General features: G+C 67.0%; 25 protein-coding genes. 19 read left to right on the forward strand and 6 right to left on the reverse strand.

All coding sequences use genetic code 11. The features are described 5' to 3' along the window. Positions 1–27: 27 nt before the first annotated feature. The 9 genes from fliN to OLX23_RS07125 all read left to right on the forward strand — a co-directional run bounded on the left by fliN (position 28) and on the right by OLX23_RS07125 (position 6,276). Positions 28–306 (forward strand): flagellar motor switch protein FliN, encoded by a 279-nt coding sequence (fliN, locus tag OLX23_RS07085; protein ID WP_264444039.1) that lies wholly within the window; start codon positions 28–30, stop codon positions 304–306. 4 nt (positions 307–310) lie between these two features. Continuing rightward, positions 311–604: a flagellar biosynthetic protein FliO gene (locus tag OLX23_RS07090; RefSeq protein ID WP_264444041.1), complete on the forward strand. Its 294-nt coding sequence runs from the start codon at positions 311–313 to the stop codon at positions 602–604. Then, the gene (gene fliP, locus OLX23_RS07095) at positions 601–1,428 is read left to right on the forward strand and encodes a flagellar type III secretion system pore protein FliP (protein ID WP_264444043.1); all 828 of its coding nucleotides are present in this window, start codon (positions 601–603) and stop codon (positions 1,426–1,428) included. The genes OLX23_RS07090 and fliP overlap by 4 nt, the downstream gene beginning before the upstream one ends. A 6-nt stretch (positions 1,429–1,434) precedes the next feature. Next, entirely contained in the window at positions 1,435–1,707 is a 273-nt protein-coding gene (locus OLX23_RS07100; RefSeq protein WP_264444044.1) for a flagellar biosynthetic protein FliQ, read from the forward strand. Continuing rightward, a complete protein-coding gene (fliR, locus tag OLX23_RS07105) occupies positions 1,704–2,486 on the forward strand; it encodes a flagellar biosynthetic protein FliR (protein WP_264444045.1) in 783 nt (260 codons plus the stop codon). Before OLX23_RS07100 ends, fliR begins: the two co-directional genes overlap by 4 nt. Further along, positions 2,483–3,622: a flagellar biosynthesis protein FlhB gene (locus OLX23_RS07110; RefSeq protein WP_264444046.1), complete on the forward strand. Its 1,140-nt coding sequence runs from the start codon at positions 2,483–2,485 to the stop codon at positions 3,620–3,622. Before fliR ends, OLX23_RS07110 begins: the two co-directional genes overlap by 4 nt. A 56-nt stretch (positions 3,623–3,678) precedes the next feature. Then, positions 3,679–5,145 carry a flagellar filament capping protein FliD gene (fliD, locus tag OLX23_RS07115; protein ID WP_264444047.1) on the forward strand — a complete coding sequence of 489 codons (1,467 nt, stop codon included), beginning with the start codon at positions 3,679–3,681 and terminating at the stop codon, positions 5,143–5,145. 10 nt (positions 5,146–5,155) lie between these two features. After that, entirely contained in the window at positions 5,156–5,539 is a 384-nt protein-coding gene (gene fliS, locus OLX23_RS07120; RefSeq protein WP_264444049.1) for a flagellar export chaperone FliS, read from the forward strand. A 122-nt stretch (positions 5,540–5,661) separates the two neighbouring features. Then, positions 5,662–6,276 carry a response regulator transcription factor gene (locus OLX23_RS07125; RefSeq protein ID WP_264444051.1) on the forward strand — a complete coding sequence of 205 codons (615 nt, stop codon included), beginning with the start codon at positions 5,662–5,664 and terminating at the stop codon, positions 6,274–6,276. Between the two features lie 36 nt (positions 6,277–6,312). Here OLX23_RS07125 and OLX23_RS07130 read toward each other — a convergent pair whose 3' ends face one another. Then, complete coding sequence (locus OLX23_RS07130; protein WP_264444053.1) at positions 6,313–7,035, reverse strand: alpha/beta fold hydrolase; 723 nt, start codon at positions 7,033–7,035, stop codon at positions 6,313–6,315. An 80-nt stretch (positions 7,036–7,115) separates the two neighbouring features. On the opposite strand from OLX23_RS07130, the gene OLX23_RS07135 reads away from it, so the two are divergent. Next, positions 7,116–7,688, forward strand: a complete 573-nt coding sequence (locus OLX23_RS07135; RefSeq protein WP_264444054.1) for a TetR/AcrR family transcriptional regulator — start codon at positions 7,116–7,118, stop codon at positions 7,686–7,688. Positions 7,689–7,701: 13 nt separating this feature from the next. Continuing rightward, a complete protein-coding gene (locus tag OLX23_RS07140) occupies positions 7,702–8,679 on the forward strand; it encodes an alpha/beta hydrolase (RefSeq protein ID WP_264444055.1) in 978 nt (325 codons plus the stop codon). Between the two features lie 150 nt (positions 8,680–8,829). Here the strand turns inward: OLX23_RS07140 and OLX23_RS07145 are convergent, their stop codons facing one another. Both OLX23_RS07145 and OLX23_RS07150 read right to left on the reverse strand, forming a co-directional pair. Further along, the gene (locus tag OLX23_RS07145) at positions 8,830–10,308 is read right to left on the reverse strand and encodes an acyl-CoA reductase (protein WP_264444056.1); all 1,479 of its coding nucleotides are present in this window, start codon (positions 10,306–10,308) and stop codon (positions 8,830–8,832) included. A gap of 5 nt (positions 10,309–10,313) precedes the next feature. Next, positions 10,314–11,777 carry a long-chain fatty acid--CoA ligase gene (locus tag OLX23_RS07150; protein WP_264444057.1) on the reverse strand — a complete coding sequence of 488 codons (1,464 nt, stop codon included), beginning with the start codon at positions 11,775–11,777 and terminating at the stop codon, positions 10,314–10,316. A gap of 234 nt (positions 11,778–12,011) precedes the next feature. Here OLX23_RS07150 and OLX23_RS07155 point away from each other — a divergent pair, with 234 nt between their 5' ends. Together OLX23_RS07155 and OLX23_RS07160 are read left to right on the forward strand one after the other, a co-directional pair. Further along, positions 12,012–12,683, forward strand: a complete 672-nt coding sequence (locus tag OLX23_RS07155; protein ID WP_264444059.1) for a TetR/AcrR family transcriptional regulator — start codon at positions 12,012–12,014, stop codon at positions 12,681–12,683. 20 nt (positions 12,684–12,703) lie between these two features. Continuing rightward, a complete protein-coding gene (locus OLX23_RS07160) occupies positions 12,704–13,768 on the forward strand; it encodes an aldo/keto reductase (RefSeq protein WP_264444061.1) in 1,065 nt (354 codons plus the stop codon). Positions 13,769–13,906: 138 nt separating this feature from the next. Here OLX23_RS07160 and OLX23_RS07165 read toward each other — a convergent pair whose 3' ends face one another. After that, entirely contained in the window at positions 13,907–14,350 is a 444-nt protein-coding gene (locus tag OLX23_RS07165; protein ID WP_264444063.1) for a nuclear transport factor 2 family protein, read from the reverse strand. 113 nt (positions 14,351–14,463) lie between these two features. Between OLX23_RS07165 and OLX23_RS07170 the strand changes: the two genes are divergently transcribed. Then, the gene (locus tag OLX23_RS07170) at positions 14,464–15,519 is read left to right on the forward strand and encodes an alpha/beta hydrolase family protein (RefSeq protein ID WP_264444065.1); all 1,056 of its coding nucleotides are present in this window, start codon (positions 14,464–14,466) and stop codon (positions 15,517–15,519) included. Here OLX23_RS07170 and OLX23_RS07175 read toward each other — a convergent pair. Both OLX23_RS07175 and OLX23_RS07180 read right to left on the reverse strand, forming a co-directional pair. Beyond that, entirely contained in the window at positions 15,516–16,097 is a 582-nt protein-coding gene (locus OLX23_RS07175; protein ID WP_264444066.1) for a TetR/AcrR family transcriptional regulator, read from the reverse strand. The two genes, OLX23_RS07170 and OLX23_RS07175, sit on opposite strands and share 4 nt — an antisense overlap. Before the next feature lie 47 nt (positions 16,098–16,144). Beyond that, positions 16,145–16,945: an SDR family oxidoreductase gene (locus tag OLX23_RS07180; RefSeq protein WP_264444067.1), complete on the reverse strand. Its 801-nt coding sequence runs from the start codon at positions 16,943–16,945 to the stop codon at positions 16,145–16,147. Positions 16,946–17,040: 95 nt separating this feature from the next. Between OLX23_RS07180 and OLX23_RS07185 the strand changes: the two genes are divergently transcribed. The 5 genes from OLX23_RS07185 (at position 17,041) to OLX23_RS07205 (ending at position 21,243) form a co-directional block, all read left to right on the forward strand. Continuing rightward, positions 17,041–18,186: a sulfotransferase family protein gene (locus tag OLX23_RS07185; protein WP_264444069.1), complete on the forward strand. Its 1,146-nt coding sequence runs from the start codon at positions 17,041–17,043 to the stop codon at positions 18,184–18,186. Positions 18,187–18,423: 237 nt separating this feature from the next. Further along, positions 18,424–18,939: a VOC family protein gene (locus OLX23_RS07190; protein WP_264444070.1), complete on the forward strand. Its 516-nt coding sequence runs from the start codon at positions 18,424–18,426 to the stop codon at positions 18,937–18,939. Positions 18,940–18,952: 13 nt separating this feature from the next. Beyond that, positions 18,953–19,390, forward strand: a complete 438-nt coding sequence (locus tag OLX23_RS07195) for an EthD domain-containing protein (protein WP_264444071.1) — start codon at positions 18,953–18,955, stop codon at positions 19,388–19,390. A 13-nt stretch (positions 19,391–19,403) separates the two neighbouring features. Beyond that, positions 19,404–20,207: a sugar phosphate isomerase/epimerase family protein gene (locus OLX23_RS07200; protein WP_264444073.1), complete on the forward strand. Its 804-nt coding sequence runs from the start codon at positions 19,404–19,406 to the stop codon at positions 20,205–20,207. 31 nt (positions 20,208–20,238) lie between these two features. Continuing rightward, on the forward strand, positions 20,239–21,243 hold the full coding sequence (locus OLX23_RS07205; RefSeq protein ID WP_264444074.1) for a 2-hydroxyacid dehydrogenase: 1,005 nt from the start codon (positions 20,239–20,241) through the stop codon (positions 21,241–21,243). Positions 21,244–21,274: the final 31 nt, after the last annotated feature.

A 21,274-nucleotide genomic window follows, 5' to 3' on the forward strand; every position in this document is an offset into this window, starting at 1 on the left:
CCGGTCACAGCAAGAAGGGATTTTGCAATGACCATCCACCCCCGCGGCTTCGATTTCCTCAAGGACGTAGACGTCCGCCTCTCGGTCGAACTCGGCCGCGTCGACATGAAGCTCAAGGACGTTCTCTCGCTCGGCGAGGAAAGCGTCGTCGTGCTCGACCGCCTGACCGACGAACTTCTCGACGTCATGGTCAACGGCAAGGCCATCGCCAAGGGCGAGATCGTCGCCCAGGGCAACCGTTTCGGCCTGCGCATCGTCGAACTGGCCGGCGCCAGCGCCCCCGCACCCGCTCTGGGCGGCGAATAAGGCCGTGCTCTGGTACATTCTGAAGCTTCTCATCCTCCTGCCGCTGATCGCCCTCCTCGCCTGGGGGTGCCTGAAGCTCGCGCAGAAGATGCAGGAGCGCGCCGGAGCCGGCGGCGGTTCCAAGTCTGTGCGGATCATCGAAACCACGATGCTCTCGCCCACGCTCAAGCTCGCCGTCATCGAATTCCACGGACGTGAGATCCTGGTCTCCGCCTCGCGCACCGGGCTGACCCGCCTGGCCGAAGCGCCGGCGCGGGCACGACCGGTAGACGTCACGATCGCGGGAGAGACGGCATGACCTTGCCGGCAATGCGGCAACGCAAGCGGCAAATCTTTGCCGCCCTCTCGCTGTTCCTCCTGACGGCCCCGGTCGCCGCCTTCGCGCAGGTCGCTCCGGCGGCACCCGCCGGCCCGGCCGCACCGGTCCCGGCCGCCGCGGCGATCCCCGGCGCGCTCGATCGCGCCTTCAGCTCGATGAACGGCGGCGCGCCGACGGGCATGAGCATGTCGCTCCAGCTGCTCCTCATCATGGGGCTGCTGACGATCCTGCCCAGCCTGATCCTGATGATGACCAGCTTCACCCGGATCCTCGTGGTGCTGTCGATCGTGCGTCAGGCCATCGGCCTGCAGCAGTCGCCGCCGAACCAGGTGCTGATCGGGCTGGCGCTGTTCCTGTCGCTGTTCGTCATGGCGCCGACGCTGGAGAAGGTGAACGCCAACGCGATCGCCCCCTACTCGGCCGGCACGATCAACGCCGCCCAGGCGATCCAGCTCGGCGGTAACGAGTTCCACGGCTTCATGATCCGCCAGACGCGCGAGAACGATCTCGCCATGTTCGCCGAAATGGCCAAGGCGCCCAAGTTCGCCCGCGCCCAGGACGTGCCCTTCTCGATCCTGCTGCCGGCCTTCGTCACCAGCGAGCTCAAGACCGCGTTCCAGATCGGCTTCATGCTGTTCCTGCCGTTCCTGGTGATCGACCTCGTCGTCTCGTCAGTCCTCATGTCGCTGGGCATGATGATGATGAGCCCCGCGATCGTGTCGATGCCGTTCAAGCTGCTGCTCTTCGTCCTCGTCGACGGCTGGGCGCTCTTGATGGGTTCGCTGGCCTCGAGCTTCGGATAAGCCAAGATGGAACAGTCGCAACACTTCCTCGCGCTCGCCGACCGCATGCTGTGGGTCGCCGCGCTGGCCTCGGCGCCGATCCTGATCACCACGCTGGCCGTGGGTCTGATCGTCGGCATCGTCCAGGCGGCCACCTCGGTCAACGAGCAGACCTTGACCTTCGTGCCCAAGCTCGCCGTCACCGCCTTCGTCCTGGTCGTCTTCGGCGCCTCGATGATGGGGCTGATCGGCGACTTCACGAAGGAGATCTTCACCCAGATCGCGCAGGTAACCCGGTGATCAACATCGACTTCGGTTTCGGCGCGATCGAAGCCGAATTCTGGCGCTGGATGTTCGTGATGACGCGGATCGGCGCGGCGATGATGGCCGCCCCTTTCTTCGGCGCGAACTCGGTGCCGATGCAGGTGCGCGTGATCGTCACCGGCGCGGTCGCCGTGCTCGTCTGCGGCTGGCTGCCGGTGCAGGCGCCGCCGGCGCTGCTCTCGGCCAACGGCCTGCTGATGGTCATGGGCGAAGTCCTCGTCGGCCTGGCGCTCGGCTTCGTGCTGCAGCTGTCCTTCGCGGCGCCGACGATCGCCGCCGAGATCATCGGCGGCGGCATGGGCATGGCCATGGCCTCGACCGTCGATCCCAACAGCGGCGTGCAGTCGCCCGCGCTCGGCCAGTATTTCGCGGTGATCCTGACTCTGATCTTCCTCGCGCTCGGCGGCCACCTCCACTGGCTGTCGCTGGTGATCGACAGCTACTCGGTATTCCCTCCGGGCCAGACCTGGCTCGGTCCCGAGAAGTTCGCGACGATCGCCGGCTTTGCCACGTCGATGTTCGCCACGGCCGTCGCGATCGCGCTGCCGGTCACCCTGGTGCTGCTCGTGGTCCAGGTGGTCACCGGCGTGCTCAGCCGCTCGGCCCCGGCGCTCAACCTGTTTGCGCTGGGTCTGCCCGCGGGCGTGCTCGCCGGCATCGCCGCGCTGATCATCTCCTTCCCCCTCATCACCGATCGCATGACCGACCTGTCGGCCAATGCGCTCGCTGAAACCAAGAGCGTGCTGGTCAAATGAGCGAAAGCGCCGGCGAAAAGAGTTTTGCCCCTAGTCAGAAGCGCATCGACGATGCCGCGAAGAACGGTGACGTCCTTCGCTCCAAGGAGCTCGCCACCGCGGTGGGCATGCTGGTCGGCGTCATCTGGCTGAAGTTCGCCGGCCCCTGGGTGTTCGACGGCATGAGCAACGCGCTGCGCGTCGGCTTCACCTGGGATCGCGCCACGCTCGAGAACTTCCAGGCCGGCCCGATCCTCTATTCGCTGATGATGATGACGATGCCGCCGGTGCTGCTGCTCGGCGTCGCGGTCATGCTGTTCTCGCTGGTCTCGCAGCTCGGCTTCGGCACGGGCCGTTGGCTGCCCGGCAATCTCGCCCCCAAGGGCCAGCGCATCAACCCGCTGTCGGGCCTCAAGCGCATGTTCGGCCCCAACGGCCTGATCGAGCTGGGCAAGGGCCTGGTCAAGGTCGGCCTGCTCGGCACGATGGCCTGGTTCTGGGCCAGCGGTCGCGTTGCGGGCCTGCTCCACCTGGGCCAGGCCAATCTCCACGCACAGCTGACCTATGGTTGGGACGCGCTGATCTCGCTGCTGTTCACGCTGTCGTTCGGCCTGGTGCTGATCGCGCTCGCCGATTTCCCGATCCAGCTGATCCGCCGCATGGGCCGCCTGAAGATGACGCTTCAGGAAGTCCGCGACGAAGGCAAGGAACAGGAAGGCTCGCCCGAAAAGAAGGGCGCGATCAAGCGCCGCCAGCGCGAGATCGCCATGGGCGCGATGTCGTCGCAGATGCGCAAGGCCGATTTCGTGGTCACCAACCCGACCCACTTTTCGGTCGCGCTTTCGTACAACCCCGAAGAGGCCGCGGCGCCCGTCGTCGTCGCCAAGGGCCGCGGCGAAAAGGCGCTCGCGATGCGCGAACTCGCCGCCGAGCTGTCGCTGCCGGTGCTCGAATATCCGGCGCTCGCGCGTTCGCTCTACTACACCACGCGCGAGCGGCAGATGATCCGCGAGGAGCTCTACGTCGCGGTCGCCGCGGTGCTGGGCTTCGTCATGTCGCTGAAGCGCGGCCACGCCGTCACCCGCCCGCAGGTCGACGTTCCGGTGCTTCTGCGCTTCGACACCGAGGGCCGCCTCGACCCGGCCGCGACGAACTGATCCGCAGACCGCATTCAACCTCTTAACGGGAGCGGCGCAGAGCCGTTTTAGAAACCATGGCAACTTCAGTCAGCTCGACCCAGTCGGTCACCCAGACCGCGACGCAGCAGCTTCTGACCTCGCTCGGCGCGGGCAGCGGCGTCGACATGGCGGGGCTGGCGACCAGCCTGGCCCAGGCGCAGTTCGCGGCGAAGAAGGACCGGCTGACCACCCAGTCCGAAAAGCTCGACGCGCAGATCTCGGCCGCCTCGACGCTGAAGAGCGCGATCTCGAACCTGGCCACCTCGCTCAGCTCGCGCGTCCGCACCGGCGACCTTTCGTCGCAGCCGCAGCTCGCCAACTCGGCGGTCGCGACGGCGACGCTGTCGGGCACGACGATCGCCAAGGGCAGCTATTCGCTCGAGGTCACCAAGCTCGCGACTTCGCAGACCTTGGCGAGCGAAAGCTTCGGTTCGCCGACCAGCCCGGCAGGCGCGGGCAAGCTGACGATCTCGTTCGGCACGGTCAGCGGCACCAGCTTCAATACCACCAGTGGCACAACCCCACTCGAGATCGACGTGACCGACGGCCAGACGCTGACCGACGTCGCCAACATGATCAATGCGAAGAACGCGGGCATCACCGCCTACGTCTCGAACACGACCGATGGCGCCAAGCTTGTCCTCAAGGGCTCCACCGGCGCGGCCAGCGCTTTCAAGATCGACGCGACAAATGTTACGGGCGATCTCGGCGACCTGGCAGCCAATCCCGCCACGGCAGCGCCCGAACGCCTGATCACGACCGCTGGCGACGCGAACTTCAAGCTCGACGGCTTGGCGATCACCTCTGCGACCAACAAGGTCGTCGACGCCATTCCCGGCGTCGAACTCAACCTCACCGGCACCAACACCAACGTGCCGACGACCGTGACCTTCTCCGATCCGAGCTCGTCGATCACCTCGGCGATGACCGACCTGACCGAGGCGCTCAACGAGATCGTCACCCAGCTCAACACGCTGACCGATGCGAAGACCGGCGAACTCGCGCGCGACAGCGGCGCGCTGGCGCTGCGCCGCACGATGCAGGGGCTGACCAGCAAGATCATCATGCCCAATGCCGCCGAAGGAATCCCGCGGTCGATGGCCGACCTGGGCCTGTCGATCCAGAAGGACGGCACCTTCACGCTCGACACCGCGCGCCTGACCGCGACGCTCAAGAACAACCCGCAGGAAGCCGCGGCGATGTTCACCAACGGCCTCTACGGCGTCGACGCGACGATCAGCGAAATCTCGCGCAACATGTCGTCGATCAGCACGGACACCAAGAGCTACGGCGCGACCTTGGGCAACTCGATCGCGGCGATGACCGCGCAGAAGACCAAGAACACCGAGAGCCTGACCACCTTGTCCGAAAAGCAGGAACTGCTGCGCACGCAGCTGGTCGCGCGCTTCTCGGCCTCGGACAGCCAGGTCGGCGCCTCGAAGTCGACCTTGAGCTTCCTCAAGAACCAGATCGCCGCCTGGAACGGCACGAGCAATAGCTAAGGCCTGAACCGTGCTGGCAATCCGCTCCCCCCATGAAGCCTACCGCCGCGTCGATTTCGACGCCCGCGTCGAAGGCGCCGACCCCAGCCACCTGGTCGGGCTGTGCTACGAACAGCTCGTCTCGTCGCTCGGTTCCGCGATGTTCGCGCAGGAGCGCGGCGACAACAGCCTCAAGAGCAAGGCGCTGACCCGCGCGCTCTCGGCGATCACCGCACTGAAGATGGGCGTCAGTGGCACCGATGCGACGGCGCAGGCGCTCAACCATCTCTACGAAGCGGCGCGCCGCGCGATCCTCGACAGCGCGCTCAATTTCGATGCCAAGGTCCTCGGCACGATCCGCCAGGATTTCATCGAGATTTCGCAGGCGATGAACCTGTCGAGCCAGTCGAACTGATCTTCGCGCGGGCGATCTAGCCTTCGCCCGTTCGAAGATATACATCCGCTATCGATCAATTCGGCCGGCGAACCGGAAGAATTTCGCATCCATCCCGCGCAGAACTTGCTAGGATGCGTCGGATGGACAGTGCAAGGCACATCATCCTGGTCGATGGCGATCTGCGGCGCCGCGCAGCCATTTCCCATTATCTTTCCGGGCGCGGCGTTCACGTCGAACCGTTCGAGACGGTTGCCGAGCTCGGCGGCCACTGGCCGCGCCAGGGCATCATCATGATCCACGACAGCGGCTCGGCGATCATCCAGCTCACCGAACAGCTCGTACAGTCGGGCAACTGGCTGCCCGTCGTCGCCTTCGGCGAGAAGCCGGGGCCGCGCCGCATCGTCGAGGCCGTGCTCGGCGGCGCGATCGACTATCTGGCCTGGCCGTTCGACGATGCCGAGCTCGACCACATGCTGATGACCGCGGACGACCGCGCCGAGAACGTCGGCCACGCGCGCCTGCGCGAAGCCGTCGCGCGCAGCCGGATCGAGCGGCTGACCCAGCGCGAGCGCGAGGTGCTGGTCGGCATGGCCGCCGGCCGTTCGAACCGCACCATCGCCGAAGAGCTGGCGATCAGCCCGCGCACGGTGGAGATCCACCGCGCCAAGATGCTGACCAAGATCGGCGCCGCGCACACTTCCGAGGCGATCCGCGTGGCGATCGAGGCGGCGCTGATCCGCGAGACCTCGCACTGATCTTTGCGGCTGCCGTCGTTCGGCACCCGCGCAGCCTCATCCCATCGTCGCGGCGACGTCGAGCAGCCGCTCGGTCACCCAGTCGGGTTCGGTCAGCATCAGGTCGTGGCCGGTGTCGATGTCCCAGACGCGGCCCTGCGAACGCTCGCGCAGCAGGTCCATGTCGCGGCCGGGGATCGTCGGCGTGCAGATGATGTGGCTCTCGGGCAGCGCGCGCATCGCCGCCTCGTTCCGCAGCACCAGCTTCTGCGAGAAGCAGGCCCACGGCTGCGGCGTCAGTCGTTCGTAGGTCCATTGCGCCAGCGCCGGATCGTGGATGCCGAAGAAGCCCGGGTGGATCGGATCGGGCTTCATCACCAGCTCGACCCCGTTCTCGACATAGAGCCCCTGCCGCGCCGCATCGATGTTGGCGAAGGCGTGTTCGTGCAGCGATTCGCCGTCGCGCGGATAGGCCGCGTCGAGATAGACGCGGTGACCGACGCGCTGCGGCGCACGATCGGCCACGCCGGTGATGACCATCCCGCCATAGGAATGGCCGACGAGGATCGCCCCGGTCAGATCCTCCCACTGCAGCAGGTTGACGACGTCATCGATGTGGGTGTCGAGATCGATGCCCGGATGCAACTGGTGCGTGTGCTCGCCCATGCCCGGCAGCGACGGCGTGTAGACGATTTGCCCCTTCGCCTGCAGCCGCCTCGCCACGGGCTGATAGCACCAGCCGCCATGCCCGCCGCCGTGCACCAATACGAAGGTCGCCATTCCGCACTCCCCAAAAAGTTATCGATCGATAACCTGTCCCCGGCTTGCGCCTGAGTCAAGGATCGCGCTAGCACCGCCCCGTGGATGCCATCACGCCCCCTCCCCGCAAGCGCGACGCCGTCGCCACGCGCGCGCGCATTCTCGAGGCGGCGCAGCGCGCCTTTTCCGAGACCGGCTATTCGCACACGGGCATCCGCGAGATCGCCGGTATGGCGGGCACGAGCTCGACCCTGCTGCTGCGCTATTTCGGTTCGAAGGCCGGCCTGTTCGAGGCGGCGCTGACCGCGTCCATGCCGATCGACGCGGTCTTCGCCCAACCGCGCGAGACGATCGGTCGCAGCCTTGCCGAAGCCCTGCTCGACCCCGCCAATGCCGTACGCCCGCCGCTGATGATCGCGCTCGCCGCGGGCGATCCCGAGGCCGCGGCGATCGCCGCGAAGGTGTTCGAGAGCAAGACCGTGGCGCCGGTCGCCGCCTGGCTCGGCGGTGCCGACGGCCGCGCCCGGTCGCTCGAGATGGCCATGCTGGCGACGGGCCTGGTCAGCTATCTGCGGCAATTGCCGCTGCGCCCGCCGAGCGCGGACGAACGCGAACATATCGTCGCCTGGTTCGCCGGCGCCATTCAGGCGATCGTCGACCAGACGGAACGATAACCGGGAGATACCGATGACCGACCGCCTCGACCTGGTCGCCCCCGAACTCCGGGCGGCGCTCGACTATTTCCCCAAGATCGACTTCAGCGCCGGGATCGAGCCCTACCGCGGCAACATCTTCGGCGCCGAACGGCCGCCGCTGCCGCCCGAGCTGGTTGCGGTCGAGCACGAGGAACGCCTGATCGCCGGGCATCCCGGCGATCCCGACGTGCGCATCCTGATCTATACCCCGCCCGGCGCCGCAACCGCGCTCCGCCCGGCGATCCTGGAAATCCACGGCGGCGGCTTCGTCATCGGCAATGCCGACATGGGCGACGCCGGCAACCGCGCGCTCGCCCTGCGGCTCGGTTGTGTCGTCGTTTCGGTCGACTATCGGCTCGCGCCCGAAACCGTGTGGCCCGGCGCGCTGCACGACTGCTACGCCGCGCTGACCTGGCTGCACGACAATGCCGGAGCACTCGGCGTCGATCCGACGCGCATCGCCATCGCCGGCGGCAGCGCGGGCGGTGGTCATGCGGCAGCGCTGGCGATCCACGCGCGCGATCAGGCCAAGAAGGACAGGGGCGGCCCGGCAATCTGCTTCCAGCTGCTCGACTTCCCGATGCTCGACGATCGCACCTGCAGCGCCGCCGATCCGCATCCCTATTGCGGCGATTTCGGCTGGACGCCGGAGATGAACCGCTTCGGCTGGCGCTCGCTGCTCGGCACCGAGCCGGGCGGGCCGGACGTGTCAGAGGCCATGGCTCCGGCGCGGACCCGCGACCTCTCGCACCTGCCCCCGGCCTACATCATGGTCGGCGCGCTCGATCTCTTCCTCGAGGAGGATCTCGAATATGCCCGCCGCCTGGCGCGCGAGGGCGTGCCCGTGGAACTGCACGTCATTCCGGGCGCCTACCACGGCTTCGGGCTCGCGCAGAGCGCACCGCAGACGCAGCAGGCGATCCGCTGGCGCATGGACGCTCTGGCGCGGGCGCTGGGTGTTACTCTTTAAAGTTCCTCCCTGTCCGCGAAGCGGATGGGGAGGTGGCACCCGCGAAGCGGGTGACGGAGGGGCCCTGGCGCTGCCTCCCCCTCCACCACCAGCCCTTCGGTCTGGCGGTCCCCCTCCCCATTCCGCTGCGCGGAACAGGGAGGAACGGGTTCAGGCCAGCATCTTCACGTCCTTGGCGGTGTCGCCCCAGAGCGGCACCTTCTCGGCCGAGGGCTTTTCGGAGACGATCCACTTCACGATCCGGCGCATCGGCTCGATGCCGTCCTGCGGGCCGACCAGCCCGGCGCCGTTGAAGCCGTAACCGAGCTCGACGAAGCGCTGGCCGCCGTGGAGCGCGCCTTTGTGGCGGACGGTGTCCCACAGGTTGTCGGGCCAGACGCCGACGGTCTGGGTATAGGCGTCGACCACGTCGAGCACTTCGTCGAGCGTGTCGACCGGGATGATGTTGATCGTCCGGTCGCCCAGGTATTCCCAGAACTCGACGCGATCCGAGGTATGCGAGATCAGGATCGCGCCCTCGCCGTCCTGGCCGCCGATCACAGAATAGAAGTCGTCGTTGAGCCGCAGGGTATCGACCTGGCGCTTGAGATCGGGATCGTAGCGCTTGGGCTTGGTCGAGATCACCTCGGGCAGGCTCATCATCGCGTCGTAGGTCGCCTGGCCGAGCTGCTTGAGCTTCTCGATGTCCTCGTCCTCGGTGCCGCACATCACGTAGACGAGGCGGCTCGACGAGCAGGCGACCTGGTTGCCGGGGGCGAAGTCGGCGGCGATGCGCGCGCCGACCTCGGCCATCGTCTCCGGGCTTTCGAGCGCTTCCTTGCCGATGATCGAGGCCGAACGCTTGGGATCGAGGCTGATCAGCTCGATGCCCGGCTGGATGTACTTGGTGACGTGCTTGACCGAGGCGAAGCCGCCCCAGGCGCAGATCTTCTCGATGTTGTGCGGCTGGTAGATCCGGCTCTCCAGCGCCTCGTCGCCGCCGCGCCAATAGGCGACCGCGAGGTGCTTGGTGATCGGGTGATCGGGCGCCATGTCGACCATCGTGCGCGCGATCGCGCCGGTGGTGAACGGGTCGTTCGAGGGCACCTTCACGATCATGTCGCCGCGCGTCACCGCGCCGCGGATGATCGTCAGCGCGCCGAGCACCGGCCCATTGCCCGCGACGATGTGCAGCTGGCGCGAGCCATAGGCGCGGATGCCGACGGTGCAGCCGTTGAGCTGCTGCTCGACCCAGCCTTCGAGATGATCGATGCCGATGTTGAAATCGACCATCTTCCGGATCCGCTCCTTGTCGAACATGAACGGCAGGTCGTGGTAGAAGGCATCGACGATCGGCTTGGTCGAAGGCGCGGTGTCGTACGAATATTCGAGCGCCTCCTGCATGTAGGGGTTCCGGCTGAGCTCGAGCCGCGGGCCGAGTTCGGCCAGGTAATCGAGGATGCCGTCGAACGGGATCGAATACATGTCCTCCATCAGCCGCGGGCTCGCCAGCGGGATGCGGTCGGCGATCTTGTGCGGATCGGGCGCGAGGAAGGTGATGTCGCCGCCGCGGCCGCCGAATTCGATCAGATCGGTCTCGACGACCTCGCCGCGCAGCACGGCGTAGGAAATGGGTCGCTTGGCCATCATGTCGCTTAACCTCCAAAACCGGTCAGGAATTCCATCGCCTCGGCCTGGGCACCCGGCGTGGCGGCGCAGGAGATCTTGTCGTCGCCGCCGCCCTGGATCTCGGTGACGCGCTGGATCTTCTTCTCCATCGCGTAGGACGTGCGGCCGCATTCGCAGGGATGATCCCAGTCGATCGTAACGACGTCGCCGGTGACGAGCCCGCCCCAGCACGAATCCGCGGTCATGTCGAAGAAGGCGGCGCGGCCGGTCTGCTTGCCCGAACGCGGCAGCGGCTGGCCGCTGTCGAGATCGAGCAGGTAAGGCGTGACCCAGGGCAGCACATGATAGCGGTCGTGCTCGCACAGCACCGAGAACGAGTTCATCTCGGTCATGCCGTAGGACGAGATCATCCGCTTGGTGTTGAAGAAGGCCTCGATCACTTCCTCGAGGTCGTCGGGAAGCGGCACGCCCTTGGCGCCGCCGCCGCCCATGAACACCGAGTCCGGCGCGAACACGCCCGACAGGCCTTCCTCGAGCCCGCGCTTGGCCGCGGCGTAGAGCAGGTTCGAAGTCGACATGACAAAGACGCGCTGGCCCTGGAGCTTGCCGATCATCTCGTTGACGAAGGCGAGCTGCTGCGCGGGCATGTTCGCCTGCTGCTGTTCCCACTCGGCACGGCGCGCGAGCAGGGTCTCGGGCACGTCGACCTTGGAGACGTCGCCCTTGGCCGCGGCGGCCCGCAGGCGGGCGGCCAGCCACATCAGGTCCGAGCTCAGCTTGAAGTCGAAGCAGTAGTGCCAGAAATCGGGGTCGCCCTTGGCGAAGATCTCGCACGAATACTTGCCGAAGGCGCCCATCGAGGCGTGGCCGTCCTTGTAGAGCGGGATGATCGCGTGGATCTTGTCGTCGATGTCGCCGGGCTTCGGGTCCTCGCCGAACTTCTGCGCGAGCTGGACCCGCATGCCCATCATCGACAGGCGGTAGTCCTGCTTCGACTTCGGATAGAAGGAGCAGGTGCCCGAGCTGCCCGACGAGGCGCCGACGTCGAGCGGGGTCTCGTCGCGGATCTTGGTCAGCCAGGAATCGATCGAATCGCACTGCGAGACGTCGACCCCGGTCAGGTCGTGGCGGGTCAGCTTGCCGAGCCAGCCGTTGAGCTTGGCGAACTGCTGCTTGGCGAGCAGCGAGGTCGGGTAGGACTTGTAGATGTCGTGCGGCATCAGTAGCGGCGCCAGGCCTTCGAGGCTGGACACGCCGTCGATGCCCTGCGCGTCGGCGAGCTTGGCGAGCATCTGCACCTGGCCGCGGCGTTCCTGCAGGCGCAGGTTCATCGCGGCGAGCTGGACAGCTTCGACTTCCTCACGCGGCAACGAATGGATGCGCGTGTTGTGGTATCCGAAGTGTCCGTAGGGATCGTTCATCCAGCGCTCGGCTTCGCGCTCGATGGTGCTGTCCCCCAAAGCGCTTTGGGGCGGTGCGGTGGTTGCCATGGCTCTCTCCGTGCCTGTTGTTCAGGGCCTTCCAGGCCGCCTTTCCGGCAGCTCGAATCGCATCATGCGCCCGGCCTCGTATAAAATCAACCAAATGGTTGGTTGTATCTGACGAAGTGACTTGCTAGTCCTGTCGCCACCGCGAAGTCGCGGCGTTTTGGCCTTTGCGCGGAACCTCGCGTAACGGGCGGAGGAGGTTCCCGCTCCCGCGGGGACGACGACGAGGAATAATACGTGGATTCTGCGAAGAAGGCCTCCAAGGACACGACCAAGACCCGCCCCCGCCGCGCCTATCTGCCGGCGGCCGAGCGCCGCAAGTCGATCATCGCCGCGGCGCAGGAGGTCTTCGCGCGATCGAACCTCAAGGGCGCGCGCACCCGCGACATCGCCGCCGCCGCCGCGGTCAACCAGGCAACGATCTTCGAGCATTTCGAATCGAAGGAAGCCCTGTTCCAGGAAGCCGTGGTCCAGCCGTTGATCGACGCCATGCGCGGCATGCACGCGCGGCGCGAGACCTACGAGGCGGCGACCTCGCCCGACGAGCTGGCGGCCATGGCGCAGGAATCGGCGACGCGGCACATCGAGGACATGATCCGCATCTTCCCGCTGTTCACCGCGGCGCTGTTCAGCGATCCCGATCTCGGCGAGCAGCTCTACCGCGAGCACATCGCCCCGCTGATCCACAAGCGCGGCGAGATCCTCGACGGCCTCGTCCGCGACAAGCTCGACCTCGACTTCGTCGGCCTGACGATCTTCGGCATGACCTTCGCGATCGCGATGGACCGCCACTTCGGCAAGGACGGCACCGTTGCGCAGGCCGATTTGCCCGAGGTGGCAAGGCAGTTCACCCGCATGTCGACGGGCGGCTTCGCCCGCGACAGGACGGATCACGACAAACCAGACTGACAACCACTTTCGGGAGAGAAATGATGCCGCTGCAACTCGACGACTATCGCCTGCTGGGCCGCTCCGGCCTACGCGTGTCCCCGCTGGCGCTGGGCACGATGACCTTCCGCGTCGGCCAGGGCTCGTGGGGCTCGAGCGACGAGCAAGCCAAGCGCATGGTCGACATGTTCACCGACCGCGGCGGCAACTTCATCGACACCGCCGACTTCTACGGCCAGCACGGCGGCTCCGAGACCTTGCTCGGCGAGCTCGTCGCCGACCGCCGCCACCGCATGGTGATCTCGACCAAGTATTCGCTGACCACCGAGCCCGGCAATCCCAACGCCTCGGGCAACCATCGCAAGAACATGGTCCGCTCGGTCGAGGACAGCCTCAAGCGGATGGGCACCGACTACATCGACCTGCTCTATCTCCACATGTGGGACTTCCGCACGCCGGTCGACGAAATCCTGCGTTCGTTCGACGACCTCGTCCGCGCGGGCAAGGTGCTCTACATCGGCCTGTCGGACACGCCCGCCTGGCAGGCGAGCCGCATGCAGGCGATCGCCGAGTTGCGCGGCTGGACCCAGTTCTGCGCACTGCAGATCCAGTACAGCCTGGTCGAGCGCACGGTCGAGCGCGAGCTGATCCCGATGGCGCAGGAAATGGGCCTCGGCGTCTCGCCCTGGGCACCGCTGGGTCAGGGCATGCTGACCGGCAAGTACACGCGCGCCGATCTCAAGCCCGGCGACATGAGCGACATCTCGTCGCGCAAGGCGATCAACGCGGTCACCGGCAAGCTGACCGAGCGCAATCTCGACATCGCCGACGTCGTGGTCGAAGTCGCCAAGGAGATCGGCTGCACCCCGGCGCAGCTCGCCGTCGCCTGGACCCTGACCAACCCGACGGTGTCCTCGCCGGTGATCGGCGTGCGCACGCCCGAGCAGCTCGAGGACAACCTCGGCGCGCTGGCGGTCGACATCTCGGCCGACCAGCTCGCGCGGCTCAACGCGGTCAGCGCGGTGCCGCCGGTCTTCCCGATGGACGTCCTGCGCGGCCCTGCCGAAGCCATGATGTTCGGCGGCGTGAAGGTGCAGGAACGCTGATCAGATCCTCCCCGGCACGGGGAGGTGGCAGCCCGCAGGGCTGACGGAGGGGGTTCTCGGCGCAACACGACGCCAACCGACAGCCCCCTCCACCACCGACTGCGTCGGCGGTCCCCCTCCCCGTACCGGGGAGGATGATCACACCGCCGAAGCGTCCTTGTAGATCGTGAACAGCCGCGCCTTGAAGTACCAGCGCCCGTCGACGCGCTGGCAGACGTCGCGGTACTCGCCCATCGTCGTGTGCGGCGTGCCGTAGATCTTGGCATCCATCACGCTGTTCGCCGTCGCCGTATCGCCGTCGATCTCGATGATCAGGTTGCGGATCAGCGGCACCGGATGCCGGCGCCCCTTGGCCGGCGCCATGTAGTCGTGGACCTCCTGCGCACTCTTGTGGAACTCGCGGACGGTATATTCGGGCTGGTCGGGATGGCCGTCGCGAATCTCGAAAGTGCCCTCGGGCAGGAACAGCGCCGAGACCTGCTCGGGCTCGTCGCGGCGGATGTGGCGGGCATAGGTGTAGATCAGCTCCGCCACCGCATTGCGCGCTTCGAGGCGGTCGAGCCGCTCGGCCAGATCGGTCATGACTCTATTGCTCCCCGGCATTTTGTGACAGCCTAGTCGCAGGATAGGCGGCAGCCAACAGAAAGCGACGAGCTTTCAACTGCTTGCAACAAAACAGAACGGGGAGAGGGCATATGGATCGATCGATTGCGGCGGCCTTGCGGCTGATCGCGACCATGGTCTTCGCGGCGCTGGCCGTGGCGGCGCAGGCCGCGAGCGACCACGCCGTGGGCATGCGACAGGCGAGCTTCGTCGACGAGAGCCGACCGGTAAAGGCCAGCTCGGGCTTCGCCGGCGCGCCGGTACGGCGGATCGACGTGATGATCTGGTATCCGGCCGACATTGCGGGCCGCGATGCCGCCTTGGCCAAGGACGGTCCCTGGCCGCTGGTGATCTACAGCCATGGCACCAACGGCGCGCCCGACAACAACATGCACCTGGTCAACGAGCTCGTGCGCCACGGCTATATCGTCGCCGCGCCGGCCTATCCGCTGAGCTCGTTGAACACCTATACCCAGATCAAGATGACCGACACCCGCGACGTGGTGAACCAGACCAAGGACGTCAGCTTCGTCATCGACCGGCTGCTGGCCGATCCCGCGCTCGGTCGCGCGATCAATGCCAAGCGGATCGGCACCACCGGCCATTCGCTCGGCGGCGTCACCAGCTATTTCACGAGCTTCGGCCGCCAGACGCGCGATCCGCGCATCGTCGCGACCGCGCCGATCGGCGCCGGCGATCCGGTGCAGAGCGCCCTGTTCAGCGACATGGGCCTGATCGGCACGCAGCACGCGGCGGTCTCGGTGCCCGTGCTGTTCCTCTCGGCCGAGAAGGACATTTTCGCGCGCACCACCGGCCGGCCACACGCGGCCTATGCGCGGCTCGAAAAGCCCAAGTACGAGATCATGGTGCGCCGCGGCACCCATGTCTGGTTCCGCGACAACACCGACCGGCCGGCGGGCGACAAGAACCCCGACTGCCTGTTCTTCGAGCGCTACATGCCCCAGGTGACGATGCCCGGCTGCGAGGAACGCGTGCCGCTGATCGGCCCCGAGCGCCAGCAGGCGATCACCCGCGCAGCGGTGCTGACCTTCTTCGACGCCTATCTCAAGCAGGATGCCGCGGCGCTCGCCCGGCTGCGGCGGTTCGACAAGGACCACCCGGAAACCGAACTGCTCAAGGACGACTAGGGCTTGGCGGTCACCCCGTCGCGCGCGAGCGCGCGCTGGTGCTCACGGACGAATTTGGCGACGATCTCCTCGGTGCTCGCCGCGGCGTTGACGCTGTTGCGATAGACCCGCGGGCCGATGACCGAGGCGGCGATCAGCATCACGCAATAGACCTCGGCGTCGATCTCCTCGCCGGGGTTCTCCTCGGCCAGCCGCCGGGCCGTGCCCTCGACCAGCGCGTTCCATCCCGAATAGCTGTCGCGGATGTCCTTGCCCGAGACGAAATCGTCGATCCATAGCTTGGTCAGCTCGGGGTTCTCGATCGCGAAGCGGCTGATCAGGCCGATGCGCTCGGGCTGGCTCAGGTTGACGTCGGTGCCGCGGCCGAGCTGCGCGGTCGCCCAGCTCGACACCGCGTGGAGCAGCGCCTCGCGGTTCTCGAAATGATAGTAGACCGTCGTCCGGTTGATCCCCATCTCGCGCGCCAGCGCGGCGATCGACAGGGCGTCTACCCCGCGCTCGGAAATCAGCCGCACCGCGGTTTCGATCAGGTCCTGGTGGGTCTCGTCGAAGCCCTTGTTGCGGCGGGGTGCATCCATGCCGCCGACCTAGACGCACCGCATGCGCGAGGCGAGTCCCATGCGCCTCAGCGCCCCCCAGCCTGTTCGGCGCTGGCGGCGGCGAAGTCGGCAGCGATCGCCGCGTGGCGCGCCTCGATCATCGGCCACATCTCGGGATGGGTCAGGATGTAGAGCCGGTTCGCCGCGATCCCGCGCGCGACGATCTCGCCCGCCTCGGCGGGGCTCATGCCCGTGCCCGGCGCCGTGCCGCCGTCGTAGTCGCTGTCGATTCCGCTGAGCCGCGCGGTGTTGGCGATGATGTTGGTCGCGACGAAGCCCGGGCAGAGCACCGAGACGCCGACGCCGTGCGGCGCGAGTTCGCCGCGCAGGGTCTCGCTGAGCGCGACCACGCCGAACTTGGCCATGGCATAGGCCGAGACGCCGGGCGCGCTTGCGAAGAGCCCGGCGACCGAGGCGACGTTGACGATGTGCCCCCGGCCCGCCGCGCGCATGTCGGCGGCGAAGCTCGCAACACCGTTGAACACGCCGGTCAGGTTGATGCCCAGGATACGGTCGTAGCTTTCGTGGGTCAGGTCGGCGATCGCCGCGCCGTCGGGACCGATCCCGGCATTGTTGACCAGCACGTCGACCGGGCCGAACGCGGCTTCCGCCTCTGCCTTGGCGCGCGCCCAGCCTTCGCGGTCGCGCACGTCGAGCACCACGCCGCGGAAATTCTCGCGCCCCGTCAGCGCCCGCTCGAGCGCCGCCGCATCGACGTCGGCCAGGGTGACCGCGGCGCCGCGCGCCGCCAGCGCCTCGGCAATGCCCAGCCCGATGCCGCTGGCGCCACCGGTCACGAAGGCATGCCGGATTTCGCTCGGGTCCATCGCGTCCCATCTCCCATATCTTGGCTGCATTTCGATGATGCGGCCTGTTCTCGCGATGGACTCGATACTAGCCGGCAGGGCAAAGGAAATACAACATGACCGTCGAAAAGATCATCGCCGCCGCTTCCGCCCAAACCGGTCTTACCGAGTTCGGCGATCCTTCCGTGCTCGAAGGCCTCCAGCGCCTGCTCGACGCCTATGCCAACGAAGCCCGCTTCACCGAACGCGGCGCGGCGCTGGCCGAAGGCGACCTGGTGAACTTCATGGGCATCCGCATGAAGATCGAGGACTGGCTGGCCAAGCATCCCGAACTGCTCGACGCGCCGATCGAAAAGCCGATGTTCGTCTTCGGCCTGCCGCGCACGGGCACGACCCTGGTGATCAACCTGCTCAACGCCGATCCCGCGCGCCGCTCGTTCCTGCGCTGGGAAGCCTACGACCCCACTCCGCCCGCCCAGCCGCACGAGCTCAGCACCGGTCCGCGCTATCAGAAGATGCAGGACAAGACGCAGATGTCGCTGCAGTACATGCCACAGATCGCCGCGATCCATTACGAGGACGCCGACAGCCCGACCGAGTGCCAGTTCCTGATGACGCCGAGCTTCTGCTCGCAGGTCTACGAATCGCAGGCCGACATCCCGAGCTATCGCCAGTGGTTCCTGCACGAGGCCGACTATCGCCCGGCCTTCCGCCACCACAAGCGCACGCTGCAGGTGCTCCAGCAGAACACCAAGGGCCGCTGGACGCTCAAGAACCCGTGGCACCCGCTCTATCTCGACGCGCTGCACGAGACCTATCCCGACGGCCAGCTCGTCATGACCCACCGCGATCCGGCCGAAGTGGTCGGCTCGATCTGCAGCCTGATCAAGCACGTCCGCGCGATCTACAGCGACTCGGTCGACCTCAAGGGGATCGGCGAGACCTTCATGGACACGTTCCAGATCATGATCGACCGTGCCGATGCCTTCAAGGCGAAGCACGGCGAGAACGCGATCCACGACATCCAGTACGCCGACGTCATGCGCGATCCGATCGGCGTGGTTCGCGGCATCTACGATCGCTTCGACGAGGCCTTCACCCCCGAAGCCGACGCGGCGATGCAGGCCTACATGGCCGACAACCAGAAGGGCAAGCACGGCAAGCATTCCTACGATCTCGCCGAATACGGCCTGACCAAGGAAGGCGTGCGCGAGCGGTTCAAGAGCTACATCGAACGCTACGACATTCCCGTGAAGGGCTAAGGAGGCCCGTGAAGGGCTGAGGCGTCCGGTGAAGGGCTGAGGCTTTTCCTCGGGCCTCGCTCCCTCCCATCGTCATTGCGAGCGTAGCGAAGCAATCCAGAGCGGCCCGCGCGACGGCCCTGGATTGCTTCGTCGCGTCGCTCCTCGCAATGACGAGGCGGTGTAACAAGCACTCTCGCTGGACTTGACGTGGGCGCTTAGATAGCGCCCACTGCATTCACTGGCGGGAGAGAAAACATGTCGATCGGTGCGCGCTACGGCGAGCTGTTCCAGATGAGCTACATCACGCGCGATCTCGACGCGGCGATGGACCATTGCCGCGAGGCGCTCGGCATCACCGAGTTCCACACCACCGACGCCGAGATGGAACTGATGTCGTTCGGCCAGATGCGCCCGCTCAAGGTGCGCGCGGCCATGGCCAACGTCGGCCGCAACCAGTTCGAGATCATCCAGCCGGTCGCGGGTGCGATCGAGATCTACACCGACGAGGTCGATCTCGACGCGCACATCCTCAACTATCACCACATCGCCATCGCCGTGCGCGGCGGGATCGACAACTGGCGGGCGCTGCTCGCCGAGGTCCGCGCCAGCGGCGACGAGTTCGCCTACCTGTTCCCCACCGAACCCGGCCCCGACGACAAGCTGTGCTTCTGCTACGTCGATACCCGCAAGCGGCTCGGCCACTATACCGAGTACCTGTGGGTCGACGAGGCGATCAAGCCGATCCCGGCCATGCCCGACCTCGACGCCTGAGGGGGAGCGACCGATGTACAAGGTCCTCCACTTCATCAAGCGCAAGCCGCACCTGACCCATGCGCAGTTCAAGGCGCACTTCGAGCGCTCGCACGCGGCGATGGCGCTCAAGTTCTGCGGCCACCTGTTCGCCGACTATCGCCGCAACTACGTCGACACCGCCTGGTTCGGCGGGGATTCGCGCGTCGCGGGCAGCGGCTATGCCCAGCAGGACTGGACCTGGGACCTGATCTCCGAATGGATCCTGCCCAGCGAGGAGGCGCTCCAGGAAATCTACCGGATCATGCAGGAGCCCGACAAGGACCACCTGTTCCGCGCCGACGAGGACCGCTTCATCGACCGCACCGCGACGGTAACCGTGATCTGCGACGTCCACGATGTCGGCACCGAGTTCGATCCCAAGGGCACCGTCTTCGACACGCCCAGCGGCGAACCGCACTGGGACGACTGAGCGCGGCATCGCGATGAATCCCCTCGGCATCGAGTGCCTGAGCACTTTCGGGCTCGATCCCGTCGCGCTGATCGAGCTGACCGGCGACCTGGGCTGCAGTCACGTTACGCTCAATCTCGGCCCCGCGGCGAACCGGCTGTCGATCTATCCCGCGGTCTTGTTCCGCCACGACACCGCGCTCCAGCGCGCGATGAAGGCCGCGCTCGCGGACAACGGCGTGCGGATCGGCATGGTCGAGGGCTTCGCCCTGCTGCCCGACAACCAGGCCGACGATTTCGCCCGCGATCTCGACATGGTCGCCGGGCTCGGCGCGGCGGCGATCTGCGCGGTCAGCCTCGAACGCGACGTCGCACGCAGCCACGCCCAGTTCGCGCGGCTGACCGAACTCGCCTCCGAGCGCGGGCTGGTCGTCACCAGCGAACTGGGCGCGGGCGGGCTGCGGCGGCTCGACAAGGCGCTGGCAGCGGTTGCAGCCGTGTCGCACCCGTCTTTCAAACTGCTCGTGGACACGATGCACTTCTTCCGCTTCGGCGGCACGGTTGCGGCCTTCGCCGCGCTCGATCCGGCGCTGATCGGCCATATCCAGCTCTGCGACGTGCCGATGCCCGCGCTGATCGACGATTACATGACCGAAGCGCTTTACGAACGCCGCGCCCCCGGCGACGGCGACCTGCCGCTGCGCGAGTTCCTGCGCGCCGTGCCCGACGACGTGGTGATCGGCCTCGAAGTGCCGATCCGCTCGGAAGCCGAGGCGGGCCTCGGCCCGCACGAACGGCTGGCGCGCTGCCTGGCCCAGGCGCGCACGCTGATGGCTTGACCGCGCAAGCGAAGCGCGGGACCTTCGTGCCATGCGCTTCGCCGTCTTCGGAACCCAGCCCTACGACCGCCGCTATCTGACCGCGGCCAATGCGGACCGGCACGCGTTGGTCTTCCTCGAGCCCAGGCTCGATGCCCAGACCGCGGGATTGGCGACGGGCTGCCAGGCGGTCTGCGCCTTCGTCAACGATCGGCTCGATGCCGAGGTGCTCGAGACGCTCGCCGGCCTGGGCGTGGGCATCGTCGCCTTGCGCTGCGCGGGCTTCAACAACGTCGATCTCGCCGCGGCCGAGCGGCTTGGCCTGCCCGTGGTGCGCGTGCCCGCCTATTCGCCGCACGCCGTCGCCGAGTTCACGATCGGCCTGCTGCTCGCGCTCGACCGCAAGATCCACCGCGCCTGGGCGCGCACGCGCGAGAACAATTTCGCGCTCGACGGCCTGGTCGGCCGCAATCTCCATGGCAGGGTCGCCGGCGTGGTCGGCACGGGCAAGATCGGCGCGCTCGTCGCGCGGACCTTGCGCGCGGGCTTCGGCTGCGAGGTGCTGGCCAGCGATCTGGTCGAGGACCCCGAGCTCGTCGCGCTCGGCGTGCGCTACGTGCCGCGCGACGAACTGCTACGGCAGAGCGAGGTCGTCACCCTGCACTGCCCGCTGACCCCCGAGACGCATCACCTGCTCGACGCCGCCACCCTGGCCGCGGTCCGCCCCGGCCTGCTCGTGGTCAACACCAGCCGCGGCGGGCTGATCGACACCGCAGCGCTGATCCAGGCGCTCAAGCGCGGCACGATCGGCGGCGTCGCGCTCGACGTCTACGAGCAAGAGGGCGACCTGTTCTTCCGCGACCTGTCGGACACGATCGTCCAGGACGACCTGTTCCAGCGGCTGCTGACCTTCCCCAACGTGCTCGTCACCGGCCACCAGGCCTTCCTCACCGAAGAGGCCCTGACCGCGATCGCCGAGACCACCCTGGCCAGCCTCGACGATTTCGCTGCGGGCCGCCCGCTCGCGCACCGGATCGGCACCGGACATCTGCGCTGACCTCACCATTTGGGGATCGTCGGCGGTCGCG

The sequence above is a fragment of the Novosphingobium sp. JCM 18896 genome (assembly GCF_025938095.1).
Classification (GTDB): Bacteria; Pseudomonadota; Alphaproteobacteria; order Sphingomonadales; family Sphingomonadaceae; genus Novosphingobium.

Bases quoted from the DNA above. Each gene is read 5' to 3' on its own strand.
- OLX23_RS07100 (WP_264444044.1), top strand. From the start codon at position 1,435: ATGGAACAGTCGCAACACTTCCTCGCGCTCGCCGACCGCATGCTGTGG.
- OLX23_RS07195 (WP_264444071.1), top strand. From the start codon at position 18,953: ATGTACAAGGTCCTCCACTTCATCAAGCGCAAGCCGCACCTGACCCAT.
- OLX23_RS07130 (WP_264444053.1), bottom strand. From the start codon at position 7,035: ATGGCGACCTTCGTATTGGTGCACGGCGGCGGGCATGGCGGCTGGTGC.
- OLX23_RS07200 (WP_264444073.1), top strand. From the start codon at position 19,404: ATGAATCCCCTCGGCATCGAGTGCCTGAGCACTTTCGGGCTCGATCCC.
- OLX23_RS07140 (WP_264444055.1), top strand. From the start codon at position 7,702: ATGACCGACCGCCTCGACCTGGTCGCCCCCGAACTCCGGGCGGCGCTC.
- fliD (WP_264444047.1), top strand. From the start codon at position 3,679: ATGGCAACTTCAGTCAGCTCGACCCAGTCGGTCACCCAGACCGCGACG.
- OLX23_RS07170 (WP_264444065.1), top strand. From the start codon at position 14,464: ATGGATCGATCGATTGCGGCGGCCTTGCGGCTGATCGCGACCATGGTC.
- fliP (WP_264444043.1), top strand. From the start codon at position 601: ATGACCTTGCCGGCAATGCGGCAACGCAAGCGGCAAATCTTTGCCGCC.
- OLX23_RS07110 (WP_264444046.1), top strand. From the start codon at position 2,483: ATGAGCGAAAGCGCCGGCGAAAAGAGTTTTGCCCCTAGTCAGAAGCGC.
- OLX23_RS07165 (WP_264444063.1), bottom strand. From the start codon at position 14,350: ATGACCGATCTGGCCGAGCGGCTCGACCGCCTCGAAGCGCGCAATGCG.
- OLX23_RS07175 (WP_264444066.1), bottom strand. From the start codon at position 16,097: ATGGATGCACCCCGCCGCAACAAGGGCTTCGACGAGACCCACCAGGAC.
- OLX23_RS07180 (WP_264444067.1), bottom strand. From the start codon at position 16,945: ATGGACCCGAGCGAAATCCGGCATGCCTTCGTGACCGGTGGCGCCAGC.
- OLX23_RS07125 (WP_264444051.1), top strand. From the start codon at position 5,662: ATGGACAGTGCAAGGCACATCATCCTGGTCGATGGCGATCTGCGGCGC.
- fliN (WP_264444039.1), top strand. From the start codon at position 28: ATGACCATCCACCCCCGCGGCTTCGATTTCCTCAAGGACGTAGACGTC.
- OLX23_RS07160 (WP_264444061.1), top strand. From the start codon at position 12,704: ATGATGCCGCTGCAACTCGACGACTATCGCCTGCTGGGCCGCTCCGGC.
- OLX23_RS07190 (WP_264444070.1), top strand. From the start codon at position 18,424: ATGTCGATCGGTGCGCGCTACGGCGAGCTGTTCCAGATGAGCTACATC.
- OLX23_RS07145 (WP_264444056.1), bottom strand. From the start codon at position 10,308: ATGATGGCCAAGCGACCCATTTCCTACGCCGTGCTGCGCGGCGAGGTC.
- OLX23_RS07185 (WP_264444069.1), top strand. From the start codon at position 17,041: ATGACCGTCGAAAAGATCATCGCCGCCGCTTCCGCCCAAACCGGTCTT.
- OLX23_RS07150 (WP_264444057.1), bottom strand. From the start codon at position 11,777: ATGGCAACCACCGCACCGCCCCAAAGCGCTTTGGGGGACAGCACCATC.
- OLX23_RS07205 (WP_264444074.1), top strand. From the start codon at position 20,239: ATGCGCTTCGCCGTCTTCGGAACCCAGCCCTACGACCGCCGCTATCTG.